Source organism: Acetobacterium wieringae (assembly GCF_001766835.1).
GTDB classification, from domain to species: domain Bacteria; phylum Bacillota; class Clostridia; order Eubacteriales; family Eubacteriaceae; genus Acetobacterium; species Acetobacterium wieringae.
Genome location: NZ_LKEU01000040.1, coordinates 17,199 through 35,297, shown reverse-complemented (window position 1 = coordinate 35,297; position 18,099 = coordinate 17,199). Strand labels below are relative to the sequence as shown.

The window sequence follows — 18,099 nt, the reverse complement described above, 5'->3', positions numbered from 1 at the left end:
AAAGGAGGCGAAACGATGGCGGAAGTGTATGATGAATTTGATGATCTTGAAATGGCAGAGGATGATGAAACCGAAGAAGGGAAGTATTTAACCTTTAACTTGGATACTGAGGCCTATGGACTTGAAATTACTTATGTTACAGAAATAATCGGAATTCAAAAAATAACCGAGGTGCCGGAACTGCCTGAATACGTAAAAGGAATTATGAGTCTCCGGGGGCAGATCATTCCGGTAGTGGATGTCCGACTCCGGTTTGGCAAACCGGCTCGTAGCTACGATGAGCGTACCTGCGTGATTGTGGTTGAGATTGCAGATATTACGGTCGGATTGATTGTCGATGGAGTGACTGAAGTGGTGGCGATTCCAGCCGAGGAAATTGTTCCCCATCCCGATCTGGATGAAAGCGACAGCCGCCAATTTGTAAAAGGGATTGGTAAGGTAGGAACCTCAGTTAAGCTGATTCTTGACTGCCACAAACTGCTGACTGATGATGAAGGGGAAAACCCCGATCGGGAAATCGGATATTAATTTAAATGAATACAAAAAAACGTTGATGGAGGATATACGTAATGGAATTATTTAGAAATTTGAAAATAAAACAAAAGCTGGTTACCTGTTTAACCTGTTGGCAGCAGTTACTGGGATTGTCGGCGTATTTGGCATCTATACCATGAACAAAATTAATGCTCAGTCCGAAAACATGTATTATAATAACCTGGTGCCATCCCAGAAGCTGGCCAGCATTCATGCGGCCATGGAAGATATCCGGGCCAATCAGCTGCTGGCAGTATATGAACGTAATCCAGCCACTCTTCAGACTCGCTTGGATACCATTGACGCAGCGGTGGAAAGCGATAATGCGTTACTGAAAGAGTATGAAGCCACTATTTCGGATGAAGAAAACAGATCCCTCTTCACGACCCTGACGAATAGCCTGGCCGACTATCGGGAATTGCGCAATGCCAATCTGGAGCTGGTCAAAGCGCAGAAATATGATGAAGCGCTGTCTGGCCTTGATGCAGTCAGCAAGGCCAGACAAACGGTGGACGAGGATCTGGAAGCCCTGATTAATTATAATACCACCCAGGCTGAAGCAGTGCTGGCCCAGAACACCGCCCAATTCAGAACCCAAAGTATAATGATGATCATTTTTATCGTCGTTGGTATTGGCTTGGCGGTGGGACTCGGGTTGCTGGTGGCCAATATGATCAGCACCCCCTTACGCCGAATGGTTGATGCTGCTGAAGAAATAGCAAACGGCAATTTGGATGTGGATGTTAAAATCGATAGCCGGGATGAGGTTGGAGAGTTAGGATTGGCCTTTGTGAAAATGACCGATCACATTAATGAAATCATGACGAATATTGATTCTGCTGCCGAACAGGTAGCAGCTGGCTCCAAACAGATTGCCGATTCCAGCATGGGTCTGTCCCAGGGAGCCACCGAACAGGCCAGCTCCATCGAAGAGCTCACCGCCTCTATTGAAGAAATCTCAGCGCAGACCCGGCTAAATGCTGACAGTGCTGGCGAAGCCAATGCACTGGCGGAATTGACGCGAACCAATGCGGTGGAGGGTAATAATGAAATGAAACGGATGCTTAAATCCATGGAAGAAATTAATGAATCCTCAACCAATATTTCTAAAATTATTAAGGTTATTGATGAGATTGCCTTTCAGACAAATATTCTGGCCCTAAACGCTGCGGTGGAAGCTGCCCGGGCTCGCCAGCATGGTAAAGGTTTTGCAGTAGTTGCCGAAGAAGTCAGAAATCTGGCGGCCCGATCAGCTGATGCAGCCAAAGAAACGACGCGAATGATTGAAGGCTCGATAAAAAAAGTGGACGATGGTACTAAAATTGCGACAACCACTGCTGCTGCTCTGAATCAGATTGTTGATGATGTGGCCAAAGTTTCCGGAATTGTCGAGAACATTGCCGTAGCCTCCAACGAACAGGCCATCGGTATTTCGCAAATCAATCAGGGTATTATGCAGGTATCGGAAGTCGTTCAAATGAATTCGGCCACCTCTGAAGAAAGTGCAGCGGCCAGCGAAGAATTATCCAGCCAGGCCGAACTGCTAAGAGAACAGGCCGCCCGGTTTACTTTAAAAAAATCCCGTCGTTTTGATTACCGGGGTGCTGAGGAATCACTGTCAGAAAATCACAGTACCCGCAGAAAAACGGTCAATAACCCGGTGTCAAAACCGACCCGGATCGCCTTATCAGATAATGAATTTGGCAAGTATTAAATTAACAGCCTGAAAATGGGTATACATAAACAATATCTTCGGGTGAGTTGTCTTTAAAGGATAGTCCCCAAATAAAAATGATCAATTTGACGAGAAATGTGTGCCCATCAGCGAGAATGTTGGTGGGTGTGTCTTTTATTTCACGAAACAGAAAGGATGAGAATAATGCAGCAGAAAAAAAAGATCAGAGTTCTCGTCGTTGATGACAGCAAGTCCTTCCGGGAAATGGTGGTCAGAAATCTGTCTGCTGATCCTCAGATTCAAGTCATTGCCACTGCTGGTGATGCCTTTGAGGCTCGGGATAAAATTCTTAAATATGATCTGGACGTTTTGGTTTGTGATGTGGAAATGCCAAGAATGAGTGGCATTGAATTTATTAAGCGCCTATTGCCCCAATATCCCTTGCCGGTAGTGATGATCAGCGATGTTCAGGTTGGTATTGAAGCCAGAAAAGTCGGTGCCTGGGATTGTGTGGAAAAACCCACTCCCAGATCAATGAAAACTGTTGAGAACTTTATAATCGAACTGATTTTAAAGATCCGGTTGGCTGCTGGAACCAGAAACATTGATTCGAAAAGAAATTCTGTCTCTGATCTGACCACTGAGACTCTGGCAGCATTAGACCAGAGCCAGTCATATGAGCGGCTCATTGCTATTGGTGCGTCTACCGGTGGTACTGAAGCGATTTTTGAAATTCTTAAAAAGTTACCGGCGGATTGCCCGGGAATTTTGATTGTTCAGCACATTCCTCCGGTGTTTTCAAAAATGTTTGCCGAACGACTGGATAGTCAGACGCCACTGTGTTGCAAAGAAGCCCAAACCGGCGATTATCTGCAGCCCGGAAGGGTCTATGTTGCCCCCGGTGATCAGCACATGCGGATTAAACGGATTGGTAAAAAATACCGGGTTGAAGTTTTTGTCGGGGAGAAAGTCAATGGACATTGTCCCTCGGTGGATGTGCTTTTTGATTCAGTGGCGCAGGAAGCAGGCAATCGGGCAATTGGGGTGCTGTTGACTGGAATGGGGAATGACGGGGCAAAGGGATTGCTGGATATCCGCTGCCGTGGTGGCTTCACCATCGGTCAGGATGAAGCATCTTCGGTGGTTTATGGGATGAATAAGGTAGCCTATAATATCGGTGCTGTAGCGGTTCAGTCAGCCCTGGAAAATATCCACCACTGCATTCTCACAGCGTTAAAGGAATAAGGTGAAGTGATGACAAAAATAATCGGAATCGGCGAAATGGCCATTTCAAATAACTGTAGTGACACAATTAAAACCTTTGCTTTGGGTTCATGTCTGGGGATTACTGCGTATTCACCGATTCGCAAAGTCGGGGGAATTATCCACATTGCGCTGCCCCAACCAGCCCGGATGGAGGATGCTATTGAACGCCATTGTTATTATGCCAGCACCGGATTGCCATATTTTATTTCGCAGTTTTCCAGTCAATATGGGTGTCTGAAAAAAGAATTGGTGATCCGCATTTTTGGTGGAGCAGAATCCCTGCGCCAGAATGATACCTTCAACGTGGGGCAGCATAATCTGGAAATAACCAAAGCGATTCTAAAAGAAATGAATCTGGGGATTCAATATGCTGAAACCGGAGCTCGGGTCAGCCGTACCATCGAGCTGGAGGTGGCCAGCGGCGACATCAATATCTGGCACCAGAATATGATTATTTAAGAATCAGATCGATACGGTGGTGACCATGAACGGAATACATACAAAGGGAGAGCTACATGTCAAAGGAGAAGCGCTTAAATACTGAAAGTGATTTTATTCAGGAGTTTAATGCCATATCGGTGGGGGTGGTGGTCATCGATGAAAATGGTCGGGTCAGTCGAGTCAATGAGCCATTGCTAAACTACTTCAATCGGAACAGCGAAGATTTTATTGGCAAACAGTTTGGTGATGCAGTTCAATGCCGGAGCAGTCGTTTAAATAAACTGGGCTGTAGTTTTGATCCGTCCTGTGAGTTCTGCGAATTGAGAAATGCTTTTTCAAAGGTGCTGGAATCTGAAGATATTCCAATTAAAATAGAATTTAAAAAAAGCATTTTTGTGGATGACGAAGAAAATGATTATTGGTTTCGGGTCAGTATCGCTCCGCTGATCCGTGGTCAAAAGCGACATGCAGTGGTAACTTTTGTCGATATTACCGAGCGTAAAAATCGGGAGCTGTTCCTGGAACAGTCCCGGGATTATTATTACCGGATGTTTGAAAACTTCCCGACGCTAATCTGGAAGACTGATCTGGAGGGCAATGTAGTTTACTTTAACCGCAGTTGGTCATTGTTTACTGGTAAGGACAATGAAGCCTACTTGGGAATCAAGTGGTTGGATCTGATTCATCCCGAGGATCGTAAATTCTATATGGAATTGAAAAAGAAAGCCTTTCGTAGCCAAAAATCCTTTAGCATTCAGTATCGGATTCGTCATGCTACGGGCAATTACCGCTGGATTGAAGGGATTTATAGCCCCTCCTTTGAGGTCGATGGCAGCTATGGCGGCTATATCGGCATTGGTATTGATATTACCGATCGTAAAAACCTGGAGGAAGGACTGATCCGCTATAAAATGCTGGCGGAAAAGGTTCGGGACACTATTCTTTTTGTGGAAACCAACGGTAAAATAATTGATGCCAATAACGCAGCAGTGGAGCTTTACGGATATAAACGGCGGGAATTGCTTGAACTTTCGGTTTTTGATTTAATTGAAGGGGGTCGGTCGGTAGCCATTGAAGAGATGAAAAATGGCGAAAAAGACGGCGTTTTCTTCGAAACCATCCATAAGCGTCAGGACGGTAGGCATTTTCCGGTGGAGGTCAGCGCTAAAACCACCAAAATTAATGAAAAACGGGTGATTATTTGCATTATCCGGGATATTTCGGAGCGAAAAAATTCAGAAAATGCCCTGATTGATAGCGAAGAAAAGTTCCGTCAGGTTTTTCACAATTCCTCAGATGCTATCTTTGTTCAGGAAATAAACGAGGATGGTGCTAACGGTCGGTTGATAGAGGTTAACCAGACTGCTGGTGATATGTTTCAGTACACATATGAGGAATTTTTCGAGTTGGATGATCCGATTTTCAAAATCATTCAAGCACCAGGTGATACTGAGCGGAACTTGAATGAGTTGAATGAAAAAGATTATATTACCCTGCAGACAAAGGCCAGACGCAAAGATGGGTCGATCCTGCCGGTTGAGGTGATCTGCAGTCACTGTTATTTAAATGAAAAAAAAATGGCAATTAATATTGTCCGGGATATTACCGAACGATTAGCGGTGGAGGAAGCCTTAAAATTGGCCAAAGAAGAAGCAGAAACAGCGAATCAGGCCAAAAGTGAATTCTTGGCTAATATGAGTCATGAAATCAGAACTCCGCTAAACGGGATTGTCGGCATGGTTAATCTGATGCGTTTGTCAAACCTCAATCAGGAACAGCAGGAAAACATCAAAATTATCAAAACCTGTGTCAACGCCCTGCTTAATGTAATTAATGATATTCTCGATTTTTCAAAAATGGAAGCGGGAAAACTGGAAATCAAGAAGCAAAATTGTGATATCAAAGCGCTGGTGGAACATACCATTAAAGCCCAGGCTCCGGTAGCAGCAGCCAAGGGACTTGAGCTGAACTACGCTTTTTCTGCTGTTGTGCCCCAGTATGTTATGGCGGATTTCCATCGGATTCAGCAGGTTCTTAACAACCTGATCAGTAACGCCATCAAATTTACCGATATCGGTGAGGTGTGGGTTAAGGTAAAAAACCTGTCGGTCGGGAAACAGCCAATTCAACTGCTTTTTGTGGTCGAAGATACGGGCATCGGGATTGCTGAAGAAAATCGGCAGCAAATTTTTGAAAGCTTTAGTCAGGTGGACGGCTCATTCACTCGCCGCTTTGGCGGCACCGGGTTAGGTCTTGCCATTACCAGACAATTAGTGGAATTGATGGGCGGAAAAATATGGGTGGAAAGTACCGAGGGCCAGGGTAGCCGTTTCTATTTTCAACTCAATTTTGAACCGGGTTTGGCAGAAAATAGTATGCAGGAGAAACAACCGGATTATTTTAAAATCAGTGAGCAATATAAAATTCTCTTAACTGAAGATGACAAGGTCAATCAACTGGTTATTTCCCGAATGCTCAATGAGTGTGGTTATGGGGTGGATGTTGCAGAAAATGGCTATGAAGCGGTAGAAATGGTTCATAAAAATAGTTACGATATTATTTTGATGGATATTCAAATGCCGGAAATGGATGGGATCGAAGCGACCAGAAGGATTCGGGAATTCAATCAGGAGATACCGGTTTTGGCAATTACAGCCTATGCACTCCATGGTGATCGGGAAAAATTCTTGTCTCAGGGGATGGATGGTTATATTTCTAAACCGATAAAAGTGGAAAAACTGATCGAAGAGATAGAGACCTGTATCAATCGCAAAGAGGTCATTCGCCATTCTGGAGATTTTAAAATGCATATCGATGCGAACGGGGAAATTATTATCGAGGAAAAAAATCCAACGGATGGTGCAAATGAAAGGGTGCATGATGCGGAAAAAGAAGGGCGGTTGACTGAATTAATCAGCGAAATAAACAATCTGGTGGCAGCTGGAAAACTGGAAGATTTAGAAAAATTGGCAAACCAGATCAAGAAACTTTCAATTTCTTTGGATATTGAAGATTTAAAAGTGGTTGCTTTTAAAATTGAATTGGATATCCGGCGGGGAAATTTTGAAGCTGCCGCTAAACGGGTTAATCAGATTAATCATATTTACTCAGTATATAAAAAAACAGTATAATTATTAAAACGATATTGGCCAGAAAAAAAGCACAGCAAGTGAAAGGTAGGAATGAAGATGAAGATATTAATTGTGGAAGATGACATGGTAAGCCGACGCTTTTTAGGTAAATTTTTAGCCCAATATGGAGAATGTGATATTGTGGTGGATGGAATGGAAGCCCTTGATGCCTACCTCATTGCCATAAAAGAAGAAGATCCTTATGATCTGATTTGTCTGGATATAATGATGCCGAAGGTCGACGGGGTGAAAGTGCTAAAAGCCATTCGGGATTTTGAGGTGCAGCGGGGAATCCCGGCAGAAAACAGGGTGAAGATCATTATTATTACGGCTCTGGCTGATACGGAGTTTGTCAACACCGCCTTTGATCTGGGCTGTGAAGCATATGCAGCTAAACCGGTTGATACGGATAAGTTGGTTGAAGTGATGAATAAGCTGGGTGTGATCAAAGTCGATCAATAAGCCAAGATGGGGTGAAAAATGGGAATTTTAGAAGATCACATTAATAATTATACACGGTTTGAACAGCCCGCTGTTCAAAGCACACATCGCAATCATAAGCGGGAAAAAATTGGTAATTCATTGTCTCATTATCTGTGTGATCTTGACGAAAACATGACGGAGCAACTCAACCGGGATATGCTGGTGGAATTAAAAAATAACCTGAGTAATGTCTTGTTTCAAGAAGAATACACCTACACTCACGTCACTCAATTTCTGGCGCATATGTACGAAAGTATCGAAGGTAACCCGATTATTCTGAAAGCCCTGGATCAGATCAAAAAAATGGATGAATATACCTTTACCCATAGTGTTAATACAGCTTTTTACTCCATGTTTATCGCCATGTGGATGGATCTGGATGAGCAGGATATCATCAATGCAACCCAGGCGGGTTTCCTACACGATATTGGGAAGATCTATATTCCGGAGGAAATTTTAAATAAATCTGGAGTTTTAACCCGAGAGGAATATGAAATTATTCAGCTTCACCCCCTTTACGGATATTCACTTCTCAATGAGTTTAGTGCGTTTAATCTCGAGGTTAAACGGGCAGTTCTTTTTCATCATGAACGGATTGATGCGAAAGGTTATCCGCTTTGTGCAACGGATGATTACGTGGGTCTATTGCCCAAAATAGTTGCTGTAGCTGATGTTTATGATGCGATGACTACGAATCGGATTTATAAAAAAGCGAAAAGCGCCCGGGAAGCCATTGATTATCTCAGTCATCTGGGGCGAAGTCAACTTGATAATCAGGTATTGTATTATTTCCTCAACAATATCCCCGTTTACGACTTCAAAATGTCACAATAAGGAATAATAACCTTAATCAGCAATAAGAACCTAAACTTGACAGGCTAATTGCGATAGTTTATGATGGAAACAAATGACATAACAAATTGTAAATTGTTGTTTGAATCGGGATCATGATTGGGTGAATAAAGTTGGAAAAGAAAAACAGTGCTGAAAGAAGGTCGTCATGTTAGAATTTGCAATTCTGGGGTTTTTATTGGATCGGGATATGACCGGGTATGATATTAAACAAATGATGGTACTACGTACCTCAAATTTTATCGATGCCAGTTTTGGCAGTATCTATCCAATGTTAAAAAGGCTGGAAAAGCTGGGATTGATTACGTTTACTGAAATTGTTGAAGGTAACCGGTTTAAAAAATTATATCGGATTACACCAGGAGGTCAGAAACGGTTTTTGGAATGGTTGCAAACCCCATGTACGTTTTCTCCCTTTAACCTTGAGTTTCTGGCAAAATTATTTTTTTATAAGCATTTGAAAAAAAATGATGCAATCCTCAATATCGAACTTTTTAGAGGGACGGTACAGGATGCTATCGAAAAGTTGTCAGAAATTGAACGGACGATCAGTGATGGGATGGATCCTTTTGAATATGCCAGTCTTCAGTTTGGTCGAAGCTATTATGAGATGGTTTTAAACTGGCATGAAAAACTCATTGATGATTTGAAATTTACGGCACTGGAATAAGTAAAAAAACCGGGCATCTTTTATGGATGGCCGGTTTTTTATAGGCAATAATTATTTTCAGCCAAGACGCTTAAAAAAATATCGGCTATCGCGGGATCGAACTGGGTGGATTTACCGGCAACTATTTCGCGAATTGCAGCTTCCGTCGTTAGGGGTTCCTTGTAAGGTCGGCCATAGGTCATGGCGTCAAAGGCGTCAGCAATGGCAATAATACGTGCTGGCAAAGGTATCTGTTCTGCGCTTAAGCCTTTGGGATAGCCGGTACCATCATACCGTTCGTGGTGAACAAGAATGATATTAGCTAATGGAGCATAGTCGTTGAGAGAGCTTAAAATACTGAAACTGATTTCCGGGTGGCGGCGGATTTCCAGCCACTCAAAATCACTGAGCTCACCTGTTTTATCGAGAATTTCATTGCCAATGGCAATTTTTCCGATATCGTGCAAGGCTCCGGCGGTTTTTAATTCATTGATTTCTTCTTTGTTCATGCCCATGGCTGCGCCGATGAGACCACTGATATTACTGACGCGTTCGGAGTGTTGCTGTTCACGGGGCAGTTTTTCATAAAGGGTTTTCATGATAAACTGAATGGCTTCGTTTCGAGTGCTGTTGCGTTCGGAAATTTTGTACTGATACATTTTATTTTCGGCCGCCTTAAAAACTTCGGTGATTTCTTCGTCTGCCGTGGTTTTTACAGCCCAGCCGCTGGAAATTGAGATCTGTCCTGCTTCCAGGTGTTCATGGCTGAGTGCGGTATTGATCCGCTTGGCCAGCTCCTTGGCTTCCTGGATTTCGGTCTGGGGGAGCAGGATTACAAACTCATCGCCGCCGATCCGGGCGATGATATCATCGCTTCGGCTGATTGTCTGCATGGTCTGAGCAACCTTTTTTAATAACCGGTCACCGGCCATGTGTCCGAAGGCATCATTTGTGAGCTTTAACCCATTAACGTCAAAAATAAGCAGGGATAAAGGCAGGTTTCTGGGGGTGTTTAATCGTTTCAGTTCTTCATCAAAATAACGACGATTGTATAAGCCAGTGAGGTGGTCGTGAAAACTCAGGTATTCAATTTTTTCCTGTTTTTCTTTTTTGTCGGTAAAATCTCGAAAAACAATGACAACACCAGTAATTTGTCCGTCCTGATCTTTAATTGGCGCAGCACTGTCTTCAATGGGGATTTCCCGGCCATCCTTTGAAAGCAATAAGGTGTGATTGTTCAGTTCGATGATTAGCCCTTCTTCCAGCACTCTACGGGCCGGATTTTCGCAGCTTTCCCGGGTATATTCGTTGACCAGCTTGAGGACTTGGTCTAAAGGGAGGCCATAGGCCTCCTGTTGATTCCATCCGGTCAGATTTTCGGCGACCTTATTGAGGAGCGTGACACAGCCCCGGGAATCGGTTGAAATAACACCATCACCGATGGATAACAGGGTGGTTTGTAAACGCTCTTTTTCGATAAACAGCGATTTTTCCATTCGCTTGCGTCGGCTGATATCATGAATGCTGACCACAAATCGGGGGGACTCGTTATCGTTGATATAAAAAATTTCGGCTAAAAACCACCGTTTATCAGTAGGTACCGGAGATTTATATTCAAATTCCTGTTTTTGGCCAGTATCGTGGGCGGCTTTAAAAACCACAATTATCTCTTCGCTTAAATCTTTGGAAAAAATGCTGGTAATATGGCTACCGATGATATTTTTTTTGGGAACAAAAAGGGTTGTTTCATCTTGTACGATCACATTGGTAAAATGGTAGTCCGTGCTGATTTCAAAAACAATATCATGAAGCGTCGTCAGTAGCAGGTTTCGTTCAGCTAAATCCCGTTTTTCTCGGGTGATGTCATTAAACAACGTTATAAAGTAATTCGTTTCGGGAGAATAGACTTGCACCCGGTACCAGCGGTTAAGTGGCGAAGAGTATTGCTCGATTTCGGCCGTTGTATGATTAAGTGCAATCTCACCATAAAAACGAATCCAGTCAAACCCGGAATCCCTGATTTCAGGGATAACAGCAGTCACGGTTTTGCCGATAATTTCTGCACCGATCAGTCCGGTTGCTGCTTCAAAGGCTCGATTGACTTCGATAAACTCGTAATCCACAGGAGTTCCTTGGGTATCACAAATAATTCGATGATATGCATAACCAACATGCAGATTTTTGATAATTCCATGATAAAAATCATTTGTCATAATCCCTGACCTCCTTTTAAAAATATGAATTTTGAAATTTGACGATTTGAGACGATGTCCGAGTCAAAAAATAAAAACGGATTGATATCACTATTATGCATAATTTTAATAGAGAATACAATAATTTATTAATAAAACAAGCGCAATTGCCAACAAAAAATTAATTCAATCATATCCTTTGGCAAATTGTTTAAAATGACTTAGTGAGTCTTCCATCTTTTTAAGGTCGGGAAAAAGTCTTCCATTTCTTTTCGGGCCTGAGCCTCATCAATTCCGGGCTTTTCTTTGAGAAGATAGGGTATACTCACTTCGATCATGCGTTCCTTGGAAATATTCGTTGTAAATTCGCCGTTTTTATAACAATCATCGCAATAGTCACAGCTTTTAGTGCCGTTTTTTTCAGTTCCATAGAGTTCATTCGTTTGGCCCATGGGCTTTCCGCAGCTTTGACACAGTTTTTCATTCATCATTTTAATCTCCTGTTCTTTTTTAAATTTTTAACAACGCAATCAATAATAGTTATTAAAAGAGACTCGCATGGCGATTGGCCGATGTACTTATGATGCTATTATACCCGCAGTTTCAGGATCAAAACAAGCAAATGCCACGGCCATCAAAAGGCTCTCACCCTCTGCGAGATACGGCTTAGAACGAATAAAAAAGAATGTTTCACCCTGATTTTAAGGATAGTGAGACATTCTTTTAAATACTAACGATTTATTTGGAAAGAAACTGAATTTGGCGGCAATCAATGGTTTTGGCAATATGAATTCCTTTATAAAGAAGGGTGGTAACAGCATGTTGATCAATGCCCAGTAATCGGGGAAGGATGCCATTTAGTAAAAAGACCAGCTCATCGATGGAATCATTAAGTGGTTTTTGAAAATAATTCAGAAAATACTCCCGGCGTCCGCCAAAATCGATGAATAGGAAGTTATCAAATTCGCGTTCGCTGACGACCAAATTGTATTCCTGGATATAGCCGCGATAAGTATTGCGGATAAAATCTCCGGCAATTCGATAGTTGGATGCTTTTTTCAGAATTTCAAAGTAAAAACGACGATTATTTTCATTGTTGAGGATCAGATCAAAATAGATATAACTCAATGTAGCGTGATGAAGAATTGAATTTTCCAGCCCATCAATGGACAGTGCACCCAGACACTGATCAATTTGCTGATAAAAATCCGAATATATTTCGTGAACAATATTATCTTTTGTTTTAAAGTAATAAGTAAAAAGACCAATGGGCGTATCAGCTGCCGTTACGATGTCTTTAATTTTGGTGTTTTCATAACCATATTCATAAAAGCATTTTTTTGAAATTTCATAAAGATGGTTTCTTGTCTGGATGCCTTTTTCGTACATTATTTACTCCTTGACTTTTATAATTGATACTATTCCTATCCTATCATATTTCAACTAAGATTTAAATCATAAAAATTATAATGGATATTAATTTTATGATTTTTTCTTTTGAAAAAGATGTCGAAATAGTTGATGTTTGTTGCGAGGTTTCAATTGGACCTGTTGACAAGATGAATAATATGTAATATATTACCTTTTATAAGAGGCTTTATTTATGTTAAGCGAGCTAGAGAGAGGCTAGATATTAATGAGAAGAGAGGAAAATATGATTACCATACTATCAGACTACACCAGACAGGAAGCTGGGGAAAGGCTTGAGCAAAAGTTGCGGGAGCGAAAAATTGAAACGGAATTGATTGCCATAGCGGATTTATACGTTGATCCGTGTTATAGTTGTGGTGGCTGTACCAACAAAACCTATGGGCAGTGCATCCATCGGGATGATGTCGACATTATTTTACCCAAATTGATGAGAACTGATGTGCTTGTAATGGTCACTCCGGTTAAATGGGGGAGCTATTCATTTAAAATGAAACGAATTTTTGATAAATGTGCTGTCATTGGTGATCGTCACTACTACTGTAAAAACGGCGAACTGGTCAAAGGAAAAATAGGGCGGGTTCATACCTTTGTCGCCATTGGTGTGAAGGCGCAATGGGACGACGAGGAAAAAAGAGCCTTTAAAAATCTGGTTGAGGAAAATATCAAGATTATGAATATCCGGGGCAGAGCGTATTTGGCGGATGACAGTAATCTCAGTGATTGCCTTGAAACGGTTGCGGAGGGTTTAAGCAAATGAAAAAAGCAGTAATAATAAATTTAAGCCCCCGAAAAGTTGGGACTAGCATGATGCTGGCCAATCATTGCAGGGAATTCTTGTTATCCCGGGATTATCTGGTTAAAATCACTCATTTATATCCCAACTTAAAGGATCTTAGTCCGTTACTAGCGGCCATTAATGAGGCCGAGTCAATCATTATGATCGGCCCCTGCTACATCAATACTTATCCAGCCGATACGGTGTACTTATTGGAAGAACTTGAAAAAAACCAGAATAACCTTCATGGACAATGTCTCTATGCAGTTATTCAGGGTGGGATGCCTTATGTTCATACGCATGAATCGGGGCTTAAAATGCTGGAACTGTTTGCCGGGGAGAATGGTCTCCGTTATAAGGGTGGATTTGTAATTGGGATGGGGGCGATGCTTAATGGCCAGCCTTTAAGCAAACTCTTGAATGGAAAAAAAGCTGAAAAAATGTTTGGCCACTTTCTGGAAAATGTGGCAAAGCAGGAGAATTCGCCAGCGGTACTCTATCACGAAGCCCAGTTAAAAATGCCGGGATTGGTTTACTGTATAATGGCAAAAATCATGAATCGCAAAATTGAAAAAGAGCGAAGGGAAAAGCAGGGTGATCAGAAAAAAAGTCCTTATGAAAATCCTGGACTCGATTTGCGGCATAACGGAAAAGATCGGACAATTGACTGTAAAAGATAAAAAATTATTATGGTGCATTTTTAATAAAAACAAGGGTAAAAACAAAATAAGGATATTGGTCTAAAAATATTTAGGAGGTGGGTTCATGGATCAGAAAAAAACGACTCAACGGCTGGCGGCTAAAAAAGAATCATCAGCTGATTTTAGGGGAGTAATCCCCAGGTTATTAAAAGCAAAGAAAAACTGGTTTTGGGGTATGGTTGTTATTTTATCCTGTCTGGTAATGGTTGTCGCCGGGGGATGTTTTAGTGGAGCAAATCAGGACAATAGTAAAGCCGGGTCTGATGAATCCATGGTTTCGGATCAGGTGACTGGTGAAACAGCTGATGCGGTGCCACTTCCGGAGGCAACCGCTAATGCCAGTACCCCTTTTGATACATCCAAAATTATTTATTCCGGAAACATCAGTCTGAATACGGATAATTATCAAGATACCTTTGAAAAAATCAGCAGTTATGCTGTGGAACTTGGCGGATTCGTCCAGGATTCCGGATCAAATTACGCTTCAGAACAGGCTGGTGTCCAGAATAACTCAGGCTTTTTGACCATCCGGGTACCATCGTCGAAATTTTCCGAAGCCATGACTCAGATCCAGACCTGGGGCAGTCCCATCAGTGCCAATGTCAGCAGCACCAATATCTCGCAGCAGTATGCAGATGTCCAGGCGCAGCTGAACAACCTGAAAATTGAAGAGGGCCGGTTGTTGGAATATTTAAAACAGGCAACAAATGTCACTGATATGCTGGCTATCGAAAGTGAATTAAACCGGGTTCGAACAGAAATTGACAGTCTGACGACGACCATTAAAAACTGGGATACCGAAATGGCCTATTCCACGATATATATTTCGTTGTATGAAAAAAGGTTGTCCGCTACTTCGGTTAATTCGCCATTTTCAGAAATATTTACAAAAATTGGCGAAGGGTTTGTGACGTCAATCAATTTGATTCTCTACATTGTGGCGTTTCTAATCGTATTAATATTTAGACTGATACCATTTGCTGCCATTGCCGGATTAGGGTTCTTTATATTCTGGAGAATCAGAAAGAAAATTAAAGGTAAAAAAGCTTCACAGCCAGCTCAGGCTAAAGCTGAAGACGATAAAACGGAAACCAAAAACTAAGGAGGTATGACAATGTTTTGCGAAAACTGTGGCAAACAAATTCCTGATGATGCGGCGTTTTGTACCCATTGCGGGGCAAAGCAGTTAGGAAAATCGGCTTCATCCCAAAGTGTCAGTAGTACGCAATCGCCGCAACCGACCAGAGCCAGTGCACCGACACCATCAGTACAGAAAAATGAGGCAACAGATCTGATTACAATGGGGCAGTATTTAATCATGTTTTTGATTACGGCGATTCCCATTGCCGGGATTGTGATGCTTTTTATTTGGGGGTTTGGCAGTGAAACGGGCCCCAACAAAAAGAATTTTGCCCGGGCGTATCTGGTGATGATGGCCATTGCAGTTGGTGCAGCAATTCTTATCAGCATTGTAATGGGAGCGATTATGGCGTTTGTTGTGAGTACCATGTATTATTATTAGATTAGAATAAAAAAAGATACCAGGAAACTGGCATCTTTTTAGGGATAAATTAAGCAGAAAGTTTAAACGGCTGTCTCTGTTGGCGGTGTCATCGGTGTGGTTCCCGGATCGGGTCTGTTTCCGCCGTCTGGTCGTGTACCGCCGGGGCCACCTTGGGTATTGCCGTTACTGGTAACCATGGCGGTTTGCTCGATCGAAACGGTTTGGCCTCCGGCAGTCAAGGTGTAGGTTGATCCGACACTCATCTCAGGGGTGCTGATCACTGCCGACTGATAGGCTTTTTCGGGAGTGTAAGAAACCAGCACCTTGCCACTGGAATCTTTTAAACTGACCTCTGTACCGGCTGCGGCTTTTGCGGTGAGATTATAAAGAATTGACGCTTGGGTAGAGGTGTTCGAAAAGCTCTGGGCCATCCCTGAGCTACCGGCAATCACGATGGTGCCGCCGCTGACATCAGCTGTGCCGTCGTAATCCAAAGCGCCTTCACCGTCGCTGGTGGGGCCGCTGACAAAGATGGTGCCGCCGGACACGTAAAGGTTTCCGTTGGAGTCAATGCCATCACCCGTCGTATTGAGTTTGATGGTGCCGCCAGCAATGGCGATATAGGCATTGGTATCTGCGGCCATCATTCCACCGCCGCCAGGTGTTTGACCACCACCGGGTATCTGTGCGGTTTCGGTTGTTTCGGTCGTTGCATTATCGGTGGTTGTTTCGCTAGCAGCGTTTAAACCGTCGTCAGTGGCGGTAACGTCGATGTCGCCGCCCTCAATGACAATGGCAGTGCCTTCGATCCCTTCGGTGCAGTTGCTGATCTTAAAGGTACCACCGGCAATATAGACATAACCTTTGGTGGTGTCACTGTCGTGTTTTGAGGTGAGGCCTTTGCCATCTGAGGATGAGATGTTAAAGACGCCATCTTTTATTTTTAAGGCATCCTTACCGTTTAATGCAGCTTTTACCGAGGAAATATTAAAGGTACCGCCGGTTATGATCAGATCATCCTTGGAGACAATCCCATGTTTATAATTGGCAGTAATGTTCAAGGTACCGGTTCCATTAATTGCTAAATCGGCTTTGCTGAATATAACCGCATCAACGGTGTTGTCATCGGTCTGGATATAGTCGCTGCCATCTGTCAGGGTATTGGTGGTACCCTCAGCCAGGGTGATAAAGACCTTGTCGGCACTCTTTAAATAAATCGGGGCACTGTTGCTGTTGTGGATGGTGACGCCGTTTAAGACCAGTTGAACCTTTTCGGTATCGGTCGTTTCGACCCGAATCTGGCCTTCGGTAAGATTTCCGCTCACGACATAGGTGCCTTCGGCGGTGATTGTGAGAATCCCATTTTCAGCCATGGCACCGGCACCAGTTAGCTCGATCTCAGTGCCGTTAAAAACTGCGTGGGTAGCCAAACTTTCGTCATAACTGGCGTTTTGCTCACGATTTGAGAATTCTTTATCGATGACAATGGTTGAAGTTGGGGAGACAATGGCCGATCCGGGGCTGGTCGGTTCGACAGTCGCATTGTCATTGCTGCTTTCGTCATCAGAATCAGCGTTGTTCGAATCACTGTTGTCTGCATTAGTTTGGATAATCTGTACTTCCAGGGCTTCCAGCCGTCGACTCAAACCGGTCGTTCCCAATTCGGCACCGTCAGCAACCCATTCGGTGTCGCCCTGATCCTGGATATGACCGCGATACTGAACCGAATAACCGGATAAGGCATTGCCGTCATCATCCACCAGGCGAATTCGGATCGCTTCGATGCGTTGGCTCTTATCTCTAGTTCCGGCAAACGCACCGTCAGAAACCCAGTCCATCCAGCCTTCATTTTGAACATGAACCTGATACTGAATGTGGGCATTTTCTGGTATGGTTCCGGTTAATTCAATCCAGAAACCCTCCAGACGCAGCCCTTGACCTTCGGTTCCCAATTCGGTAGGGCCCTGAATCCAGGCGTTGTCCAGGGGGTAGTCACCGGTATTTTGAATATGGCCACGATAGGCCACGCCCATATTTGAAGCGACCGTAGTCAGCGTTGAGGTATTGGTATCAGTTGTTTGGTCGGATGCCGCAAAAACGCTACCTGAAAAGGCCATTGACATCACGGTGAGTGCCGATAGTACCCTGATTGTTGTATTTTTCATAATATTCCTCCATTATCAATAGCTAGAATCGGATAGACCCTGCCAAATCATACTTATTTCATTAAGGATAATTGCCTTAGGTGTTTTTTAAGTGAACATACCGTGAGAAATGGATGAAATAAGTTAAAATCTGATTGGCAGGAGTAAGCATTCGTTGAAAATTGAACACTTATAAATGAGAATTGCCTGACTGTGTTAGGTAAAACGATGAAAAATTGATATAAAATGATTAAAATGCGAACATGCGTATAAAAAATGAACGTTAATAAAATGATTAATGCTCAAAAAAAATACTATTCA

The 18,099-nt window shown here is 42.9% G+C and carries 16 protein-coding genes; 12 read left to right on the top strand and 4 right to left on the bottom strand.

Going from position 1 to position 18,099, the window contains the following annotated elements; translation table 11 throughout:
- Positions 1-15: 15 nt before the first annotated feature.
- The 8 genes from ACWI_RS15445 (at position 16) to ACWI_RS15410 (ending at position 9,052) form a co-directional block, all read left to right on the top strand.
- Positions 16-528, top strand: coding sequence for a chemotaxis protein CheW (locus ACWI_RS15445; protein ID WP_070372342.1), 513 nt, complete (start codon positions 16-18; stop codon positions 526-528).
- A gap of 97 nt (positions 529-625) precedes the next feature.
- Positions 626-2,248, top strand: a complete 1,623-nt coding sequence (locus ACWI_RS15440) for a methyl-accepting chemotaxis protein (protein ID WP_242871632.1) — start codon at positions 626-628, stop codon at positions 2,246-2,248.
- Positions 2,249-2,413: 165 nt separating this feature from the next.
- Positions 2,414-3,454: a protein-glutamate methylesterase/protein-glutamine glutaminase gene (locus tag ACWI_RS15435; protein ID WP_070372341.1), complete on the top strand. Its 1,041-nt coding sequence runs from the start codon at positions 2,414-2,416 to the stop codon at positions 3,452-3,454.
- Between the two features lie 9 nt (positions 3,455-3,463).
- Positions 3,464-3,934 carry a chemotaxis protein CheD gene (locus ACWI_RS15430; protein ID WP_070372340.1) on the top strand — a complete coding sequence of 157 codons (471 nt, stop codon included), beginning with the start codon at positions 3,464-3,466 and terminating at the stop codon, positions 3,932-3,934.
- Positions 3,935-3,990: 56 nt separating this feature from the next.
- The gene (locus ACWI_RS15425) at positions 3,991-7,047 is read left to right on the top strand and encodes a PAS domain-containing hybrid sensor histidine kinase/response regulator (RefSeq protein WP_070372339.1); all 3,057 of its coding nucleotides are present in this window, start codon (positions 3,991-3,993) and stop codon (positions 7,045-7,047) included.
- Positions 7,048-7,104: 57 nt separating this feature from the next.
- Positions 7,105-7,509, top strand: coding sequence for a response regulator (locus ACWI_RS15420; RefSeq protein ID WP_070372338.1), 405 nt, complete (start codon positions 7,105-7,107; stop codon positions 7,507-7,509).
- A gap of 18 nt (positions 7,510-7,527) precedes the next feature.
- Entirely contained in the window at positions 7,528-8,364 is an 837-nt protein-coding gene (locus ACWI_RS15415; protein WP_070372337.1) for an HD-GYP domain-containing protein, read from the top strand.
- A 166-nt stretch (positions 8,365-8,530) separates the two neighbouring features.
- On the top strand, positions 8,531-9,052 hold the full coding sequence (locus ACWI_RS15410) for a PadR family transcriptional regulator (RefSeq protein WP_070372336.1): 522 nt from the start codon (positions 8,531-8,533) through the stop codon (positions 9,050-9,052).
- A 38-nt stretch (positions 9,053-9,090) separates the two neighbouring features.
- On the opposite strand, the gene ACWI_RS15405 is transcribed toward ACWI_RS15410, so the two are convergent.
- From ACWI_RS15405 to ACWI_RS15395, 3 genes are all read right to left on the bottom strand, one after another.
- On the bottom strand, positions 9,091-11,244 hold the full coding sequence (locus tag ACWI_RS15405; RefSeq protein ID WP_084633747.1) for an HD domain-containing phosphohydrolase: 2,154 nt from the start codon (positions 11,242-11,244) through the stop codon (positions 9,091-9,093).
- A 200-nt stretch (positions 11,245-11,444) separates the two neighbouring features.
- A complete protein-coding gene (locus ACWI_RS15400) occupies positions 11,445-11,714 on the bottom strand; it encodes a zinc ribbon domain-containing protein (RefSeq protein WP_242871631.1) in 270 nt (89 codons plus the stop codon).
- Between the two features lie 247 nt (positions 11,715-11,961).
- Positions 11,962-12,612 (bottom strand): TetR/AcrR family transcriptional regulator, encoded by a 651-nt coding sequence (locus ACWI_RS15395; protein WP_070372335.1) that lies wholly within the window; start codon positions 12,610-12,612, stop codon positions 11,962-11,964.
- Between the two features lie 265 nt (positions 12,613-12,877).
- On the opposite strand from ACWI_RS15395, the gene ACWI_RS15390 reads away from it, so the two are divergent.
- The 4 genes from ACWI_RS15390 (at position 12,878) to ACWI_RS18620 (ending at position 15,652) form a co-directional block, all read left to right on the top strand.
- Positions 12,878-13,411: a flavodoxin family protein gene (locus ACWI_RS15390; RefSeq protein WP_070372334.1), complete on the top strand. Its 534-nt coding sequence runs from the start codon at positions 12,878-12,880 to the stop codon at positions 13,409-13,411.
- Entirely contained in the window at positions 13,408-14,109 is a 702-nt protein-coding gene (locus ACWI_RS15385) for a hypothetical protein (RefSeq protein WP_070372333.1), read from the top strand. Before ACWI_RS15390 ends, ACWI_RS15385 begins: the two co-directional genes overlap by 4 nt.
- Positions 14,110-14,194: 85 nt before the next feature.
- Positions 14,195-15,232, top strand: a complete 1,038-nt coding sequence (locus tag ACWI_RS15380; RefSeq protein WP_070372332.1) for a DUF4349 domain-containing protein — start codon at positions 14,195-14,197, stop codon at positions 15,230-15,232.
- Positions 15,233-15,244: 12 nt separating this feature from the next.
- The gene (locus ACWI_RS18620; protein ID WP_175440960.1) at positions 15,245-15,652 is read left to right on the top strand and encodes a zinc ribbon domain-containing protein; all 408 of its coding nucleotides are present in this window, start codon (positions 15,245-15,247) and stop codon (positions 15,650-15,652) included.
- A gap of 62 nt (positions 15,653-15,714) precedes the next feature.
- Here ACWI_RS18620 and ACWI_RS15370 read toward each other — a convergent pair whose 3' ends face one another.
- Complete coding sequence (locus ACWI_RS15370; protein ID WP_070372331.1) at positions 15,715-17,799, bottom strand: carbohydrate-binding domain-containing protein; 2,085 nt, start codon at positions 17,797-17,799, stop codon at positions 15,715-15,717.
- Positions 17,800-18,099: the final 300 nt, after the last annotated feature.